Genomic DNA, 16,574 nt, shown 5'->3' on the forward strand with positions numbered 1-16,574 from the left:
CTCAATTTTTTGGCACCTGCCTGCCAAGGCTGGGAACAGCTACGCTGTCGCGCTTGCTGAAATAGGCGATGATGGCGTCCGAGACTTTGCCGTGTTCGGCGATCCGCCTTCCTTGCGGGAATGTCGAATAGAGATCTCCGCCTTCGGCAAGGAAGCCCGCGACAGCGACCCTCAACCGCGCATCGTCCGCTACCGGACGCCCCTTGTAGGTAAGCGAGACCAGCCGCTGGCGCTCAGGCCGATCAAGGTCATAGGTCAGCTCGATACCCGAAACCTGCAGCAGCCCGCGCTCGAGCGTCAGTGATTGTTCGAGCACTTCGCGCAATTGCGCGCCTGTCATCTCCATCTCGATGATCGGATCGACAAAGGGATAGGCGTCGAGCAGGTCGACGCGGTGAATTGCTCCGCGTGGCAGGTCCTTGCGCAGGCTGCCGCCGTGGACGAGACCGATATCCGCGCCTGAGGCTTCGACAAAGACATCGGCGAACAGATTGCCGATGGTCGATTCCTCGATGTAGCGGCGGAACATCACGCCTTCGCTCCGCCCGACCCGTTCGAACAATTCGGGAAAGCGCGCGCGATAGGTCTCAATCGTGCCTTCGACCTTCCAGTCCGGAGTTAGGACGGTGGAGTTGACCGGAATCAGCCTGCCATTGTGCTCGACGATCGTGCCGGTGCTGGGATCGAACCACAATTCGAGCATCCCCAAGTGCGTGCCCTGACCATAGGTTTGCATCACCAGCGTGCCCGTCACTGGGTGGATCAGCGCCTGCTCCGTCCCGGCATCGGCATGGCCGCCCAGCAGCACGTCGATCCCCTCGACCGCCCCGGCGAGCGCCATGTCGGCCTCGACCCCGCGTGCGAGGCGTGGGTCGCTTTCCGCATCGGTCTGCATCGGTGCAGTCTTGCCCATGTGAGTGAGCAGCACGATCAGGTCGACATCATCGCGCAATTCCTCGACCGAGCGGCGCACCGCGATGACCGGGTCGATCACGTCAAGCTCGTCGATGAAGGAGGGGATGATCGCGGTCGCCGCGTCTTGCCCCATGATCCCGATAACGCCGATCCGCACCCCGCCGCGTTCGATGATCGTGTGCGCTTGCGCGAATGGATGCTGCGTGTCCTTCCACAGCAGGTTCGCCGCGAGCACGGGAAAATTGGCGCGGTTCTTCTCCCAGCTCAGCACCGCTTCGCCATATTCGAATTCGTGATTGCCGATCGCCATCGCGTCGTAACGCATGGTGTTCATCAGTTCGAAGGCGAGCTGACCCTGGGTCCGCTTGGCGAGTGCACCGGTGAAGATATCGCCCGAATCGAACAGGAAGGTGGTGGGCCGTTCGGCGCGGATCGAATTGATCAGCGTGGCCAGCTGCGGGACGCCGCCGATCTGCTCCATATCGTCGAGCCAATATGCCTCGATCGGGTCATAGGCGCTTTCGACATCATTGGTGAACAGCAGGGTGATGTGCTGGGCGGGAACCGAGTCGGCGCTTGCGGCGGTGGACGCGAATGCGAGCAGGGCGCCCAGCAGCGGACCGACAAGGCCGCGCATCAGATCGGATTTCCGTCCTGATCGCGGAAGATTTCGCGCCGCCCGACGTGGTTGGCCGGGCCGACCAGCCCTTCGCTTTCCATCCGCTCGATCCATTTGGCGGCGGTGTTGTAGCCCACGCCCATCTGGCGTTGCAGCCACGAACCGGAAGCCTTCTGGTTCTCGATCACGATCTGGCAGGCCTGACGGTACTTGCGCTCTTCGGGATTGTCGCTGGCGGTGAATTCGTCCTCGAAGGCAAAGCCGCCTTCCTCGGGTTCCTCGGTGACGGCATCGACATATTCGGGCGCTCCTTGCGCGCGCCAGAAATCTGCCACCGCTTCGACTTCCTCGTCCGAAACGAAGGGGCCATGGACGCGGATCGTCGCGCCGGTGTTGGGCTTGTAGAGCATGTCGCCCCGGCCCAGCAGTTGCTCTGCCCCCTGTTCGCCAAGGATGGTGCGGCTGTCGATCCGGCTTGTCACCTTGAAGCTGATGCGGGTCGGCAGGTTGGCCTTGATCACGCCGGTGATCACGTCGACCGAGGGGCGCTGCGTCGCCATGATCAGGTGGATGCCCGCCGCGCGCGATTTCTGCGACAGGCGCTGGATCAGCACTTCGATTTCCTTGCCCACCGTCACCATGAGGTCGGCCAGTTCGTCGACGATCAGAACGATTTGCGGCAGCGGCTGGTAATCGAGCTGTTCCTCCTCGTACAACTGCTCGCCGGTATCGGGATCGAACCCGGTCTGCACCCGGCGGCCCAGCGGCTTGCCCTTGGCGGCGGCGGCGCGCACTTTCTCGTTGAAGGAGTTGATGTTGCGCGAATTGATGCTGCTCATCATGCGATAGCGCCGCTCCATCTCCTCCACCGCCCATTTCAGCGCGCGCACGCTCTTGTGCGGTTCGGTGACAACGGGGGAGAGCAGGTGCGGGATATCGTCGTAACTCTTCAGCTCCAGCACCTTGGGGTCGATCAGGATCAACCGGCATTCCTCGGGTGTGAAGTGATACAGCAGCGACAGCAGGATGCAGTTTAGGCCCACCGACTTGCCCGAACCGGTTGTCCCGGCGACCAGCAAGTGCGGCATGGCGGCAAGATCGGCGATGATCGGTTCGCCCGCGATATCCTTGCCCAGAATGATCGGAAGATTGCCCTTGGACTCGGCGAAATCGGCCGAGGCGGCGAGTTCTTTCAGCATCACCACCTGACGATCGGCATTGGGCAATTCGATTCCCATCACCGTCTTGCCCGGAATGGGAGAGACGCGCGCGGAAATCGCGCTCATGTTGCGGGCGATGTCTTCGGCAAGGCCTACGACGCGGCTCGCCTTGATCCCGGGCGCGGGCTCCAGTTCGTACATTGTCACCACCGGGCCGGTGCGCACCGCGGTGATTTCGCCCTTCACATTGAAATCATCGAGCACGTTTTCGAGCAGGCGGGCGTTGCGTTCCAGCGCCAGCTTGTCGAGCTTGGGCCCGCTGTCGGCGGGCGGATCGGCAAGCAGGTCGAGGCTCGGCAATTCATAGGTGGCGAACATGTCGCGCTGGTTCTTGCGGGCCGGTTCGGCGCGCTTGGGCGGGGCCGAAGGGTCGGTAATTTCTGGCGATCGCCGGGGCGCAGGCTCGGCAGCGCGCTCGGGCCGTCCCTTGGCCCGTCGGGCCTTGCTGGCCGGGGCTTCGAGCGGGTCGTCATCGGCGAAATCGAGCGCTGTATCACGCCCGACAAACGGCAGCCTTGATAAGAGGCCGCCTGTCAGCGCGCCGCCGCCAAGGAAATTGGGCAGGGTCATCAGCTTGCGCCAGTCGATCGCGAAGATGCGCGTCACCAGCGCGGTTCCCCCGGCGAGGCAAACGAAGGCCGCACCCAGAGTGATCCATCCTGCGGCGCCTTCGCCAAAACGGGCTGCAACAGCTTCGATCCCCGTCGCGCCGAGCAGGCCCGATATTCCGCCAAGCTGCGCGGGCAAGGTTCCGCCGGTGCGTTCGAACGCGAGCGACAGCACCGTGCCGAACAGCATCATCGCGATCAGCAAGAGGCCGGTGGGCAGCCACCAGCGGGTGCCTTCGCCGTCGTCATCGGCCCCGTCCAGTTCGACGGCGCGCCACAGCTTGCGGGCCGAAATATAGAGCAGCGGCAACAGCAATACGCCCGGCAGGCCAAAGGCGAATAGCACCCGGTCGGAAATCCATGCGCCCCAGCTTCCCATCCAGTTCGCGACCTGATCCGGCGCGGCGGCGGTCGATGGGCTGGGATCGGTCTGCGTATAGCTGGCAAGCGACAGGGCGAGGAAGACCATCGCCATCAGCAGCACGCCCGCGCCGGTCATCTGCACGGCGCGGCGGATGCTGCGGCGCAGGCCGATGCGCCAGTCAGCGGTGGGTTGCTTGCGGGTGTTCATTGCGCGGGTCGCCATTGGGGGCTCCTGTATCGGAACACATCATGAATCCTTGGCGAGTCCGGGTCAAGGAACAAGCGTTCGGCTGAGCCCGTCAATCGCCGCCCAACGCGGCCAGCCGAGCACGCGTGCGCGGTCTGCATCCATGCCGCCGAGCGCGATAACGGGCACCTGCGCATGCTGCGCGAGCAATCGAAACCTTACCGGGCCGAGCACTTGCCCGCCGGGATGCGAGCGTGTCGTGAACACCGGTGACAGCAGCACGGCATCCGCTCCCAGCCGGCTGGCCAGCCCGATCTCGCCAAGATCATGCGCCGTCGCCAGATGCAGCAGCCCCGCCCGCCTCGGCCAGAGCGAACGCGGCGCGCCGTAAATCCCGTCCGCGCCCCATTCGGTCGCGGTGAGGGCGCTGTCGGCAAGCACAATCACATGGCCGCGACCGCGCGCGATGCGCCGCAGCCTCAGAAACCGCTGCAAACGTTCAGGCCCGTCGAGGTGATAGTGGCGATAGATGAACCCGCTTCCGCGCGGCAGGTGGCGCAGCGCATCCTCAAGACCTGCGTCATTGCGTGCATCGGAGATGAGCCACAGATGCGGGAGGGGCTTTAAACGTTTCACGCTCGCTCTATAGCGCGCCCTATGGAAAGTGCAGCAACCCGCCTTGAAGAAGTTCGCGCCAGTATCGCGCGCGTGTGCAAACCCGCCCGGCGCGAAGCCGCGGATGTGACCCTGATCGCGGTCAGCAAGACGCATCCGGCCGAGCGGATCGAGCCGCTGCTGGAGGCCGGGCACCGCGTCTTTGGCGAAAACCGGGTTCAGGAGGCGCAAGGCAAATGGCCCGCGCTGCGCGATGCCTATCCGGATGTGGAACTGCACCTGATCGGGCAATTGCAATCGAACAAGGCGGATGATGCGGTGGCGCTGTTCGACGTGATCCATTCGCTCGACCGGCCCAGCCTGCTGAAGGCGCTGGCAGCGGCGATGGACAAGGCAGGCAGGCGGGTGCCGTGCTTCGTGCAGGTCAACATCGGTGACGAGGAGCAGAAGGGCGGCTGCGCGATTGCCGATCTGCCAGCGTTTCTCGAACAGGTGCACGCCTCCGGCATTCCGGTCGCCGGGCTGATGTGCATTCCGCCCGCAGATATCGAACCCGCGCCGTTCTTCGCGCTGCTGGCCAAGCTGGCCAAAGACAACGGGCTGGACGGCCTCTCCATGGGGATGAGCGGCGATTACGAGACGGCGGTGATGCTGGGCGCGACGCATGTCCGGGTGGGTACGGCGTTGTTCGGCGCGCGGGGCGCATGACGCCCGAAGCGTTTGCAGCGCGCTGGGTGCAGCGCCTGTCGGACGGGGCATGGGTGCGGTTTGAACATGGCGCGCCCGATCCGGCGGCTTTCATCCATTCGGCGGTGGCTGACGGGTTCGTCGGCTCGCTCGGCCTCAAGCGCATCGGCTACAATTGGGAATTGCTTGATCCGTCAGGCGACGCATCCGCGCCGCGCTCCGCAACGGGTGAATTGACGCTCGCAATGTCGGGCGACCTCGCCAATCCCAACCGGCCGTGGCTGCCCGAAGAGGAAGCGCGCCGGTGTACTGGTGATTTTCTGGCACTGTTTGATTCCGCAAGCCGCACGATCGTCTCCAACCGGTACGACGGATTGTGGAACCCGATTGCGGGCCATGCCGTCGAATGGGGTTTCGTCGGCTGGGACAGGGACCGGATCGCGTTGTTGCTGCTCGCCGCGCAATGAAAAAGGCGCCCCGTTTCCGGAGCGCCTTTCTCTTTGTTAGCGGAGTATCTGATCAGAACTCGAACAGGGCCTCGATCCCGACGTTCCGGCCGCGCTGGAGCGGCGAGAAGGTGCCGGCACCGGGCAGCGGATCGAACGGACGGTTGATGCCGTTCGACAGCGGGCCACCAAACGGGATCTGGGTGTCGCCACCGACCTGCACCTGATCGAACAGGTTGCGGCCGTAAACCGACAGCGACAGGCCATCGACCGGGGTGACCCAGGTGATGTTCGCTTCGAGATTGCTGATGTCCTGCACGAAACCGCGGTTGTCATCGGTGTAGGCGAATTCGTCGCGATACTGGTAGTTCACGCGGGTGAGGATTTCGCTGTCACCGAGGAACAGTTCGTGGACAAGGCCCACGCCCCAGGTGATTTCCGGAACGCGCGGCAGACGCAGGTTGAGGTCTGCATCGTTGATCAAGCCGTCACCCGAAATGTCGAACAGGATTTCGTCATATTCGTCATCGATGATGCCGATGTTGGCAGTGAACAGCAGCGAATCCGACACGCGCATGCGGGCTTCGGCTTCGACACCGGTGATGGTGGCATCGGCGGTGTTGAAGATCGACTGGGCCACACCCGAAACCGGGTCCGACTGGTTCACTTCGCGCTGCATGTTCTCGATCTTGGTGATGTAGGCCGCCACGTTGATCGTGAAGGCACCATCAGCCGACTGGAACTTGCCGCCGATTTCGAAATTGTCGACCTGTTCTTCGTCAAACGAGAACGTGCCGCCCGGACGGGCAACGATCGCTTCGAATGCGTTGGCGTTGGTGATGCGGAAGTTGTAGCCGCCCGAACGGAAACCGCGGGTCCAGTGGCCATAGACCTGGCTGTCGTTGAATTCGTACTGCAGGCCGAGCTTGGGCGAAAGGTTGCGGAACCGCACCCGATCGGAGAAGCCGTTGTTTTCCGTCGGGATGAACGGGTTGGTGCCGGTCGTCGGGCAGGTGCTGTCGACCACCGAACAGGCCGGACGCGGACGCACATAGGTAACATCGGCGTCCTTGGTTTCCTGGCTCCAGCGGATGCCGGCGATGATCGACAGATCGCTGGTCAGATAGAACTGGCCGTTGACGAAAGCGCCCAGCACTTCGTGATCCTGACGGCCGCCACCGAAGAAGGTAAGCGGGGTCGAAACCGGGATCTGGCGCACTTCGGTGTAGGCGAGCGTCTGGTCGAAATAGAAGCCGCCGACGGTCAGGTCGAAATTGTCGGTCGAGATAGCATAGCGCAGCTCGTTCGAAATCTGGTCCTGCGCGGTTTCAGTGTTCGAGTGGAACAGGAAAAGCGTGGTCGCGTCGATGTCGGCGTCGGTCAGCGCGCTGTAGTCGCGATAGCCGAAGATGTTGGTCAGCGTACCCGGGCCGATATCCCACTCCGCAGTCAGCGAGGTGGTGAGGATTTCGGTGTCGTAGAAGCCGGCGTTGTCGATTGCGAAATCGAAGCTGTCACGGTCAAAGATGCCACGGTTCTGGCCTGCCGGGCCGTCGCCCTTCGAATCGAAATAGTCGACCTTGCCGGTAAGGGTCAGGTCGCCCAGCCGCGCTTCGAGTGCGCCGCGCAGGATGTAGGTTTCGGCCTGGCCGAAGTTCGATCCGTCGAAGCTGTTTTCGAAATAGCCGCGATCGTTGTTGTAGTAGCCTGCAACCTTGAACAGCAGCGTGTCTTCGACGATCGGGCCGGAAAGCACTGCGCTGGCGGTGTAGTTTTCGCCGCCACGGCCGCCGTCAACCGGGCCGTCAACCGCCGCGCGGACCTTGCCGCGGAAATCTTCGGTCGGGCTGGTCGTGTTGATCAGCACAGCGCCGCCGGTCACGTTGCGACCGAACAGGACGCCCTGCGGACCGCGCAGGATTTCGACGCTTTCAAGGTCGAAGATGTCGAACACCACGCCGCCGTTGATGCCGAGGTACACGCCATCGACGAACACGCCGACGGTCGGATCGATCGACGGAATCGACGAGTTGATGCCAAGGCCGCGGATCGAGAAGTTCGCGGTGCCGCGGCTGGTGCCGATCTGGTCGAGGCTGACGTTGGGAGCCTGGAACGAAAGGCCCTGCACATCGCGGATCTTGAAGGCTTCCAGCGTGTCTTCGTTGAACGCGGTCACGGCCAGCGCGACATCCTGAACATCTTCGGGATCGCGGGTCTTGGTGCCGGTGACGACAATGTTGCCGATGGTGTCGAGCGCGCTGGCGCGCTCCTGCGACTGGGCATCGTCTGCGACGGTTTCGTCCTGGGTGGTCTGAGCCAGTGCGGCAAAGGGGGTTGCAGCACACGAGCAAAGAAGAAGCGCGGTAAGGGTCCGCGCCGGGGTACGGATATTCATGTAATAACCTCTCCTGACGTAGGGGAGGTTGCCTCTAGAAAATCAGTAGCGCCAGCGCAACCTATTCCGTCGGTCGCTGGTCGAACGGCTCGTGTTGTTGGTCTGGCAGGCCCGAAAAATCAGGCCTTTTCGTGTTCGCGCTGGCGTTCGTCACTGGCGGCTGAAAGCAGGGCCGCTTCGATTTCGGCGAGACGATCGGGTGCGGTCACCTTGCTGCCGGTGAGATCGGTGACATAGAAAGTATCCGCCACCGCTTCGCCATAGGCGGTGATATGCGCTGACTGGACGATCAGGTTCGCCTTGAACAAGGCATGCGCCAGGCGGTTGAGCAGCGCCGGACGATCGCGCGCGGTTACCTCGATCACGGTGAAGTGGTTGGACGCCGAATTGTCGAAACCGACACGCGGGGCGACGGCAAAGGCCGTTGCGCGCGAATGGGCCAGCGGGCGTGCAGCGAGCTTGGGCACCAGTTCGACATTGGCCTGCAGCGCATCGCGCACGCCTTTCTTCAGCCGGGCGATCTGGGTTTCCTCGCGGAACGGGCCGCCGTGCTGATCCTGCACAAGGAAGTTGTCGAAGGCATAGCCGTTCATCGCGGTGTGAATGCGCGCATCGATGATGTTCGCACCGGCCAGATGCATCCCGCCCGCCATGCGATAGAACAGGCCGGGGTGGTCGGGTGCGATCACGCTGACGAGCGTCGCGCCGCGATCCTCGTCCACCTCGCAGTGGATCGAGAGATGGTCCTTGATCCGCCGTGCTTCTTCATACTGCACAAGGTTCTTGGCGATGATGTCTTCGGGTTCGGCGACCCAATAGGCGTCTGCCATCAGCTCGCCCACTTCCTCGACCAGATAGGCTTTCTTGCCCAGCAGCTCGCCGGTCGCAGCCTTGCGCGCAGCAACACGCTGGGCGCGGCCGGTGCGTTTGTGGCCCAGCCGCAGCCGTTCCTGCGCCGCATCGTATAGCTCGCCGAGCAGCTGCCCTTTCCAGCTGTTCCACGTTCCCGGCCCCACGGCGCGAATGTCGACCGCGGTAAGGATCGCGAGATTGCGCAGCCGTTCGAGCGATTGTACCTGCGCGACAAAATCCTCGATCGTCTTGGGATCGGTCAGGTCGCGTTTTTGCGCGGTGGAGCTCATCAGCAGATGGTGGAGCACCAGCCACGCGACCAGCTCGGTCTCTTTTTCGTCGAGCCCGAAACGCGGGCACAACTCGTGCGCCACCTCTGCGCCCAGCACCGAATGATCGCCGCCGCGTCCCTTGGCGATATCGTGCAGCAGCACCGCGACGAACAGCGCCCGGCGCGAGGCGACCTTGTGGATCTGCCGGGTCGCGCGCGGATGATCGGCTTCGAGCAGGCCGCGCTCGATCTGAGACAGCAGGCCGATCGCGCGGATCGTGTGTTCGTCGACGGTGTAGTGGTGGTACATGTCGAACTGCATCTGCGCATTGACCCGCCCGAAATCGGGCACGAAGCGGCCGAACACCCCTGCCTCGTTCATCCAGCGCAGCGCGGTTTCCGGGTCTTTGCGCCCGCCCAGCAGATCGAGGAACAGCGCATTGGCGCGCGGGTCCTTGCGCACCGAGGCGTCGATCAGCCTGCTGTCGCGGTCCGCCTGCCGCATCGTCTGGGGGTGGACTTCGAGCCCTTCGGCTTCGGCAATCTGGAACACTTCGATCAGCCGCACCGGGTCCTTTGCGAACCAGTCGTCGCTTTGCGCCTTGATCCGCCCGCTGTCGATCACATAACCCCGGTGCACGCGCGGCTTGGCCGACCATCCGGCGAAGAAGCCGCTGCGTGCGCGTTTCTTGGCGTATTGTTCGTCAAGGTGGGCGAGGAACACGCCCGTCAGATTGCCGACCCGTTTTGCCTGCAGGAAGTAATACTGCATGAAGCGTTCGACCGCGCTTTTGCCCGGTCGATCGGCAAAGTTCATCCGTTCTGCCACCTGCCGTTGCAGATCGAAGGTCAGCCGGTCCTCTGCCCGCCCGGTGATGACGTGCATGTGGCACCGCACTGCCAGCAGGAACCCTTCGGCGCGGCGGAACCCACGATACTCGCTTTCCGTGAACAGCCCGACACTGACAAGGTCCGCGGCGCTTTCGACGCGGTGCTTGTACTTGCCGATCCAGTACAGCGTTTGCAGATCGCGCAGGCCGCCCTTGCCTTCCTTCACATTGGGTTCGACGACATAGCGGCTGTCGCCCATGCGCTTGTGCCGCTGGTTGCGCTCCTCGAGCTTTTGCGAAAGGAACTGCTGCTCGCCGCCCTTGGCCACTTCGTTCCAGAAACGCTGGCGCAGTTCCTCGTAGACACCCTGGTCGCCCCAGATCAGCCGCCCTTCGAGAAGGGCGGTGCGGATCGTCAGGTCGTCCTTTGCCATGCGCATGGTGTCGGAGATGGTGCGGCTGGAATGGCCGACTTTCAGACCGAGATCCCACAGCATGTACAGCATCGCCTCGATCACCTGTTCGCACCAGGGTGATCGCTTCATCGGTGTGACAAAGGCGATATCGACATCCGACTGTGGCGCCATTTCCGCGCGGCCATATCCGCCCACCGCCAATACGGCGAGCCGTTCGGCGGTGGTGCGATTGCCCGGCGGATAGACCATTTCGGTCACGTAATCGTGGATCACGCGCACGATCTGATCGGTCAGGAACGCGTAGCCGAGCGTGATTTCGTGTCCAGCCGAAGGCTTTTCAGCGAGGCGGGATTCAAGCTCCCGCCGCCCGTCATCAAGCGCGCTCTGCAAGGCGGCCAGAACGGATTTGCGCGCGTTCTTGCCGTGCTGTTCGACGAGGCTGGCGATCTTGCCCGTCAATTCGCGGCGATTGATGATCGCGCGCTGGCGGGGAACACGCCGACTGGGCAGGCTCCAGTCGGTCATCGCGTTCCCCCCAGTTGTATCACCGGCAAAACGGGCAGCGGATCAGGCCGCCGCCAGCTGCTTGGTGTAGGTTTCGCGCAGCGACTTCTTGTCGATCTTCTGCGTGCCAAGGCGAGGGAGAGCTTCATCGGTTACCCAGATATGCTCTTCCAGCGGAACCTTGAAGGGCGCAATGCGGGCCAGCAGGAATTCGCGCAGTTGAGCCGCCGTCATCGGGGTGCGGCCTTCCTTCACGCGGAAGATCGCGGCGGGCACTTCGCCCATGCGATCATCCGGCAGGCCGAACACCGAACATTCGGCGATGTCGCTGTGAGCGTAGATCGCATCTTCCACTTCGATGCAGGTGATGTTTTCACCGCCGCGGATGATGATGTCCTTCTTGCGATCGACGATGAAGAGGTAGTCGTCTTCATCAAGGTAGCCGAGATCGCCGGTGCGGAAGAACTGGTCCTTGGTGAAGGCCTTGGCGGTCGCTTCCTCATTGTCCCAATAGCCGCGGAAATTGGCGACGCTGCGGATGCAGACTTCGCCGACCTTGCCCTTTTCGAGATGATTGCCGTCATCATCGAGAATCGCCAGTTCCACCAACGGGCGCGATGCCTTGCCGGTCGATCCGGGTTTGGCGAGGTAGTTTTCGTTGAAGTTGCCGCAGCCCACCGCATTGGTTTCGGTGAGGCCATAGCCGAGGATCGGGAAACCGCCGGGGAAGGCGTCTTTGATCCGGGTGACGTGTTCAACCGGGCGCGGCGCACCGCCGGCAGCAAAGCTCTTGCACGCCGACAGGTCATGTTGCGCGCGGTTGGGATGGGTGGCGATCTCATAGCTCATCAGCGGCACGCCGACGAAATAGGTGACCTTTTCCGCATCCATCAGGCGCAGCGCCTCTTCGGCGTCCCATTTCGGCATCAGCACCAGCTTGCGCGCGATCGCGTAGCTTTGCAGGAACAGCGGCACTTCGCCGGTGACGTGGAACAACGGCACGGCCACCAGCGCGCAGGGTTGTGCGCTTACGTCTTCGCCCTGGCTTTCGAGATGGAACTTGGCCATCGCGCTCTGGGCGACATAGTTCATAACCCCGGAAACAACGCCACGATGATCGGAGTATGCACCCTTCGACTGTCCGGTCGATCCCGAGGTGTAGAGGATGGTCGCCAGATCGTCCGGCCCCAGCTGGCCCAGCATCTGCATCGCCACCGATCCGGCCATGTCGGCAGGCGCGGCCCAGACATTGGCAAGGCCTTCTGACGGAGCGGTGTGATCGATCATCACCAGTTCCGCGTCATGCTCGGTACCTTCGAGCCGCGCGGCACGTCCTGCATCGGCCAGCACCAGCTTGCACTGGGCCAGGCGGATGCCATAGGCGAGCTCTTCCCCGCCCCAGAACCCGTTGAGCAGCGTCGCGCAGCCGCCAGCCATCGCGATGCCCATGTACGCGATCATCCAGTTGGCCGAATTGCGCGCCGCGATACCGATCCGGTCGCCCTTTTCGACGCCATGATGCTTCACCAGACCTTCGGCGACGCACATCGCCGCGGCATAGGTTTCGCCAAAGGTCAGGCGCAGATTGCCATCGACCAGAAACGGCACGTCCTTATGCTCGTTGCAGAAATGCGCGAAGTAATGCGCCAGCGTCGGCGGGGCGACGGTGAAAGCGGGCATCGTCACGCCGTCGCGTTCGAACGGGCTTGTGTGAAACGGCTGCCCCTCCTGGGTCAGCGCGGTGATGATCTTTTCAAGTGCATTGTCCAGCTGGGTGGGCATGCGGGTCTCTCTCCTTCGTCTCGCCACGAACCGGGCGGGGTTGTCCTCTCGAACTGCCGTGTGGGGTACGGCAGGCAAAACTGATGCGGCGCGCCTGTCGGGATTTGCCAGGGGTCTTTCCCCCGGCCCCATGCTGTGCCAAAACGCCGTATCAACGCGGTTACGCGATACGGCGTATCATTACCATTAAGAGGTTCCATCCGTGCTGTCACTACTTGCTGCAAGCGGCGGCGCTGCAGACCCGATTTACTGGTCGGACCTCGGCATGCGGCCCTATCTGTTCGAACTCGGATCGTTCCAGCTGCGCTATTATTCGCTGGCCTATCTGATCGGGGTGATCTTTGCCTACTGGCACACGTCGAAGGCGCTGAAGACACCCGGCGCGCCGATGGCGCAGCGCCATGCGGACGATCTGTTCTTTTATTGCACGCTGGGCGTGATTCTGGGCGGCAGGCTGGGATACGCGGCATTCTACACCGGTGGCGACACCGGCATTCCCAGCGCATTCACCGATTTTTCGGGTGACGGGTTCATCAGCTGGAAGCTGCTGCGGCTGTGGGATGGCGGAATGAGCTTCCACGGCGGCCTGATCGGCGTGGTGCTGGCGATCCTGTTTGTCACCTACCGCAACAAATTGAACTTCCTGCGGATCTGCGATTACGTCGCCCCCGGCGTCCCGATGGGGATGCTGCTGGGACGCCTTGCCAATTTCAACAATGGCGAATTGTGGGGCCGTGCCACCGATGTGTCGTGGGGCATGGTGTTCCCCGATCCGCGCGCGGGGGAAATCGTGCGTCACCCCAGCCAGCTGTATCAGGCCGGCCTCGAAGGGCTGGCTCTGCTGGTGATCCTGCTGCTGCTGTTCTGGAAGACGAACGCGCGCTATCGCCCCGGTCTGCTGGTGGGTGTGTTCACGCTGGGCATGGGGATTGCCCGCTTTGTTAACGAATTTTTCCGCGAGCCGGATGCACAACTGGCTGACTTCGCGGTGCGAACCGGACTATCGATGGGCCAATGGCTGACAATACCGCTGATACTGATTGGATTGATTGTCACGATCTTCGCCGTGACCAGGAAACCCGTTGGAACGGGGAGCTCGGCGCCGGCCGCGGCCTAGGCAGCATCGCCCTTTTCGGATCGTGGCGCAGCAGTCTGCGCCTGATCGAACCCGACGGCACTGAAACGCTTGTTCCCATCGAACCGGACTATGATCCGGAAGCCGAAGCGCGCGCGCAGGCCGCAGCCGAGGAAGCGCGAAAGGCGGCCGAGGAACAGGCGCGCCGCGAGGCGGAAGAGCGCGAACGGCGCGAGGCCGAGGAACGCGCAAAGGCAGAAGCCGAAGAGCTTGCCAGGGAGCAAGCGCGCATAGCCGCCGAGAAGAAGGCCAGGGAAGAAGCCGAAAAGGCCGCCAAAGCCGCCGAGGAAGAGGCCCGTCGCAAGGCGGAGGCAGAAGCCCGGGCCAAGGCAAAGGCGGAAGCCGAAGCCCGCGCCAAGGCCGAAGCGGAGGAAATGGAACGGATCGAGGCCGAGCTGCGCGAGAAGACCCGGCTCGAACTCGAGCGGCAGGCCAAGGCCGCCGCCGAAGCGAAGGCGAAGAAAGAGGCCGAAGAAAAGGCGCGCAAGGAAGCCGAGGCAAAGGCTGCGGCTGAGGCAAAGGCCAAGGCGGAAGCTGAAGCGAAAGCCAAGCGCGAGGCGGAGGCAAAAGCCAAGGCGGAAGCTGAAGCCAAGGCGAAAGCGGAGGCAGAAGCGAAAGCCAAGCGCGAAGCAGAAGAGAAGGCGAAAGCCGAAGCCGCCGCCAAGGCGAAGAAGGAGGCCGAGGAAAAGGCCAAGCGGGAAGCGGAAGAGAAGGCCAAGCGGGAAGCGGAAGAGAAGGCCAAGCGGGAAGCGGAAGAGAAGGCTCGCCGCGAAGCCGAAGAAAAGGCGAAGAAGGAAGCCGAGGCAAATGCCAAAGCCGCCGAAGAGGCCAAGGCCCGGAAAGAGGCGGAAGAAAAAGCGAAAGCCGAAGCCAAGGCAAAACAGGCTGCGGAAGAGAAAGCCCGAAAAGAAGCAGAAGCCAAGGCCAAGGCAGAGGCAGAAGCTGAAAAGAAGAAGAAAGCCGAAGCAGCGGCGGCAGCCAAGGCTGAAGCCGAAGCCAAGGCGATGGAGGAGGCCGAAGCCGAGGCTGCGAAGAAAGCCCAGGCGGAGAAGAAGGCTCCATCCGCCAAGAAGACCCAATCCGCCAAGAAGGCCAGGCCGTCAGAGCCGAAGCAGGATGCGCCCGCCAAGCCGAAAGATCTTGGTCAGACCTTCCGCCGCCTGATCCGCGAAACCGGCCCGATCAGCCTCGCGCACTTCATGGCGGAGAGCAACGCGCACTATTACACCACCCGCGATCCGCTGGGCGAAGAAGGCGACTTCATCACCGCGCCAGAAGTCAGCCAGATGTTCGGCGAGCTGATCGGCCTGTGGTTTGCCGATCTGTGGGTGCGCATGGGATCGCGCAAGCGGATCCATTATGTCGAACTGGGCCCGGGACGCGGCACGCTGACCAAGGACGCGCTGCGCACCGCCGCGCGCTATGAATTCGACCCACAGATCCACTTCGTCGAAACCTCACCCGAATTGCGCAAGCTCCAGCTTGAAGCCTTCCCGAACGCGACCCACCACCATGATCTGTCGACCCTGCCCGACGATGCGCCGCTGCTGATCATCGCAAACGAATTCTTCGACGCGCTGCCGGTGCACCAGCTGGTGCGCTCGGCACAGGGCTGGCACGAACGCATGATCGGGCTGGACGGCGATGATCTGGTGTTCGTCGCCGGGGACAAGCCGATGGACGCGATCGTGCCGCCCAGCTGGAAAAGCGCGCCGCAAGGGACGATGATCGAAACCAGCGCCGCCGCCAGCGCGGTGATGGCCGAAATCGCCCAGCGGCTGAAGGAGCAGGGCGGGGCCGCGCTGATCATCGACTATGGCCCGTTCGAACTGCGCGCGGGATCGACGCTGCAGGCGCTGCGCGCGCATGTAAAGGTCGATCCGCTCAAGCATCCGGGCGAAGCCGACCTGACCACCCATGTCGATTTCGAACTCCTCAAACATGTCGCCGAAGCCAATGGCGCGGATGTCATGGGCCTGACGATGCAGGGCGACTGGCTGCGCAACATGGGGATCGAAATCCGGCACGAGGCGCTGGTGCGCAAGAACCCGGAAGAAGAGGCCAAGCTGAAACGCCAGTTCGGTCGGCTGGTGGATGACGGCCAGATGGGTGCGCTGTTCAAAGTGCTGGGCATTTGCGGAAGGCGCTGGCCCATCGGGGTCGGTTTCGATTAGAATGTAACCTGCGCCCGTTTCCCGGCGTATTCTGTCCGCACGCTCAGGAGATCCGGCAATGATGGCACGCATGTTGATGGGGTTGCTGACGGCGATTGCCGCGATGATGATCACCGTCACCAATGCCGTCGCGGCAGAGCCGATTTCGGGCCGCTGGGTGACTGCAGAGCGCGACGCGATTGTCGAGATCAAGCCCTGCGGCAACACCACCTGCGGCACGATTTCGCGGTTTCTGGTTCCACCGCCCGATGGCGCGGATCAGCGCGACATCAACAATCCCGAAACCCGGCTGCGCAGCCGAAAGCTGCTCGGGCTGCCGATCCTGACCGAGTTTCGCCAGGAATCGGATTTGTGGCGCGGGCGCATCTACGATCCCAAGTCGGGGCGCAGCTATCGTTCCGTGATCCGCCGCACCGGCCCTGACACGATCGAGGTGCGCGGCTGCATCGGGCCGTTCTGTCAGGCGCAGACCTGGCGCCGGGCGCGTTAGGGTCCTGACCCTAGATCATTTTCCTACTCTCGCCGGTTCGGTTACGGTCATACCGGCTCTTTCAA

At 63.1% G+C, this 16,574-nt stretch carries 11 protein-coding genes; 5 read left to right on the forward strand and 6 right to left on the reverse strand.

The annotated features are described in order from the left end of the window. Position 1: 1 nt before the first annotated feature. The 3 genes from L1K66_RS03380 to L1K66_RS03390 are packed head-to-tail and all read right to left on the reverse strand — an operon-like array spanning position 2 to position 4,548. The gene (locus L1K66_RS03380; RefSeq protein WP_252259620.1) at positions 2–1,552 is read right to left on the reverse strand and encodes a bifunctional metallophosphatase/5'-nucleotidase; all 1,551 of its coding nucleotides are present in this window, start codon (positions 1,550–1,552) and stop codon (positions 2–4) included. Continuing rightward, positions 1,552–3,948 carry an FtsK/SpoIIIE family DNA translocase gene (locus L1K66_RS03385; protein WP_252259621.1) on the reverse strand — a complete coding sequence of 799 codons (2,397 nt, stop codon included), beginning with the start codon at positions 3,946–3,948 and terminating at the stop codon, positions 1,552–1,554. Before L1K66_RS03385 ends, L1K66_RS03380 begins: the two co-directional genes overlap by 1 nt. 48 nt (positions 3,949–3,996) lie before the next feature. Beyond that, on the reverse strand, positions 3,997–4,548 hold the full coding sequence (locus L1K66_RS03390; RefSeq protein WP_252259622.1) for a thiamine phosphate synthase: 552 nt from the start codon (positions 4,546–4,548) through the stop codon (positions 3,997–3,999). Between the two features lie 21 nt (positions 4,549–4,569). On the opposite strand from L1K66_RS03390, the gene L1K66_RS03395 reads away from it, so the two are divergent. Both L1K66_RS03395 and L1K66_RS03400 read left to right on the forward strand, forming a co-directional pair. Next, entirely contained in the window at positions 4,570–5,235 is a 666-nt protein-coding gene (locus L1K66_RS03395; protein WP_252259623.1) for a YggS family pyridoxal phosphate-dependent enzyme, read from the forward strand. Further along, entirely contained in the window at positions 5,232–5,681 is a 450-nt protein-coding gene (locus L1K66_RS03400; RefSeq protein ID WP_252259624.1) for a hypothetical protein, read from the forward strand. The genes L1K66_RS03395 and L1K66_RS03400 overlap by 4 nt, the downstream gene beginning before the upstream one ends. Before the next feature lie 52 nt (positions 5,682–5,733). Here the strand turns inward: L1K66_RS03400 and L1K66_RS03405 are convergent, their stop codons facing one another. The 3 genes from L1K66_RS03405 to L1K66_RS03415 all read right to left on the reverse strand — a co-directional run bounded on the left by L1K66_RS03405 (position 5,734) and on the right by L1K66_RS03415 (position 12,710). Next, positions 5,734–8,055 carry a TonB-dependent receptor gene (locus L1K66_RS03405; protein WP_252259625.1) on the reverse strand — a complete coding sequence of 774 codons (2,322 nt, stop codon included), beginning with the start codon at positions 8,053–8,055 and terminating at the stop codon, positions 5,734–5,736. 119 nt (positions 8,056–8,174) lie between these two features. Further along, complete coding sequence (locus L1K66_RS03410; protein ID WP_252259626.1) at positions 8,175–10,949, reverse strand: [protein-PII] uridylyltransferase; 2,775 nt, start codon at positions 10,947–10,949, stop codon at positions 8,175–8,177. Between the two features lie 42 nt (positions 10,950–10,991). After that, positions 10,992–12,710 (reverse strand): class I adenylate-forming enzyme family protein, encoded by a 1,719-nt coding sequence (locus tag L1K66_RS03415; protein WP_252259627.1) that lies wholly within the window; start codon positions 12,708–12,710, stop codon positions 10,992–10,994. A gap of 202 nt (positions 12,711–12,912) precedes the next feature. Here L1K66_RS03415 and lgt point away from each other — a divergent pair, with 202 nt between their 5' ends. From lgt to L1K66_RS03430, 3 genes are read left to right on the forward strand one after another with little or no spacing between them, the layout of a single operon-like run. Then, the gene (gene lgt / locus L1K66_RS03420; RefSeq protein ID WP_034956212.1) at positions 12,913–13,827 is read left to right on the forward strand and encodes a prolipoprotein diacylglyceryl transferase; all 915 of its coding nucleotides are present in this window, start codon (positions 12,913–12,915) and stop codon (positions 13,825–13,827) included. Further along, positions 13,725–16,019: a class I SAM-dependent methyltransferase gene (locus tag L1K66_RS16480; RefSeq protein WP_330221250.1), complete on the forward strand. Its 2,295-nt coding sequence runs from the start codon at positions 13,725–13,727 to the stop codon at positions 16,017–16,019. Before lgt ends, L1K66_RS16480 begins: the two co-directional genes overlap by 103 nt. A gap of 58 nt (positions 16,020–16,077) precedes the next feature. After that, entirely contained in the window at positions 16,078–16,509 is a 432-nt protein-coding gene (locus L1K66_RS03430) for a DUF2147 domain-containing protein (RefSeq protein ID WP_252259628.1), read from the forward strand. The last annotated feature ends 65 nt before the right edge of the window (positions 16,510–16,574 follow it).

The organism is Erythrobacter aurantius (genome assembly GCF_023823125.1).
GTDB classification, from domain to species: domain Bacteria; phylum Pseudomonadota; class Alphaproteobacteria; order Sphingomonadales; family Sphingomonadaceae; genus Erythrobacter; species Erythrobacter aurantius.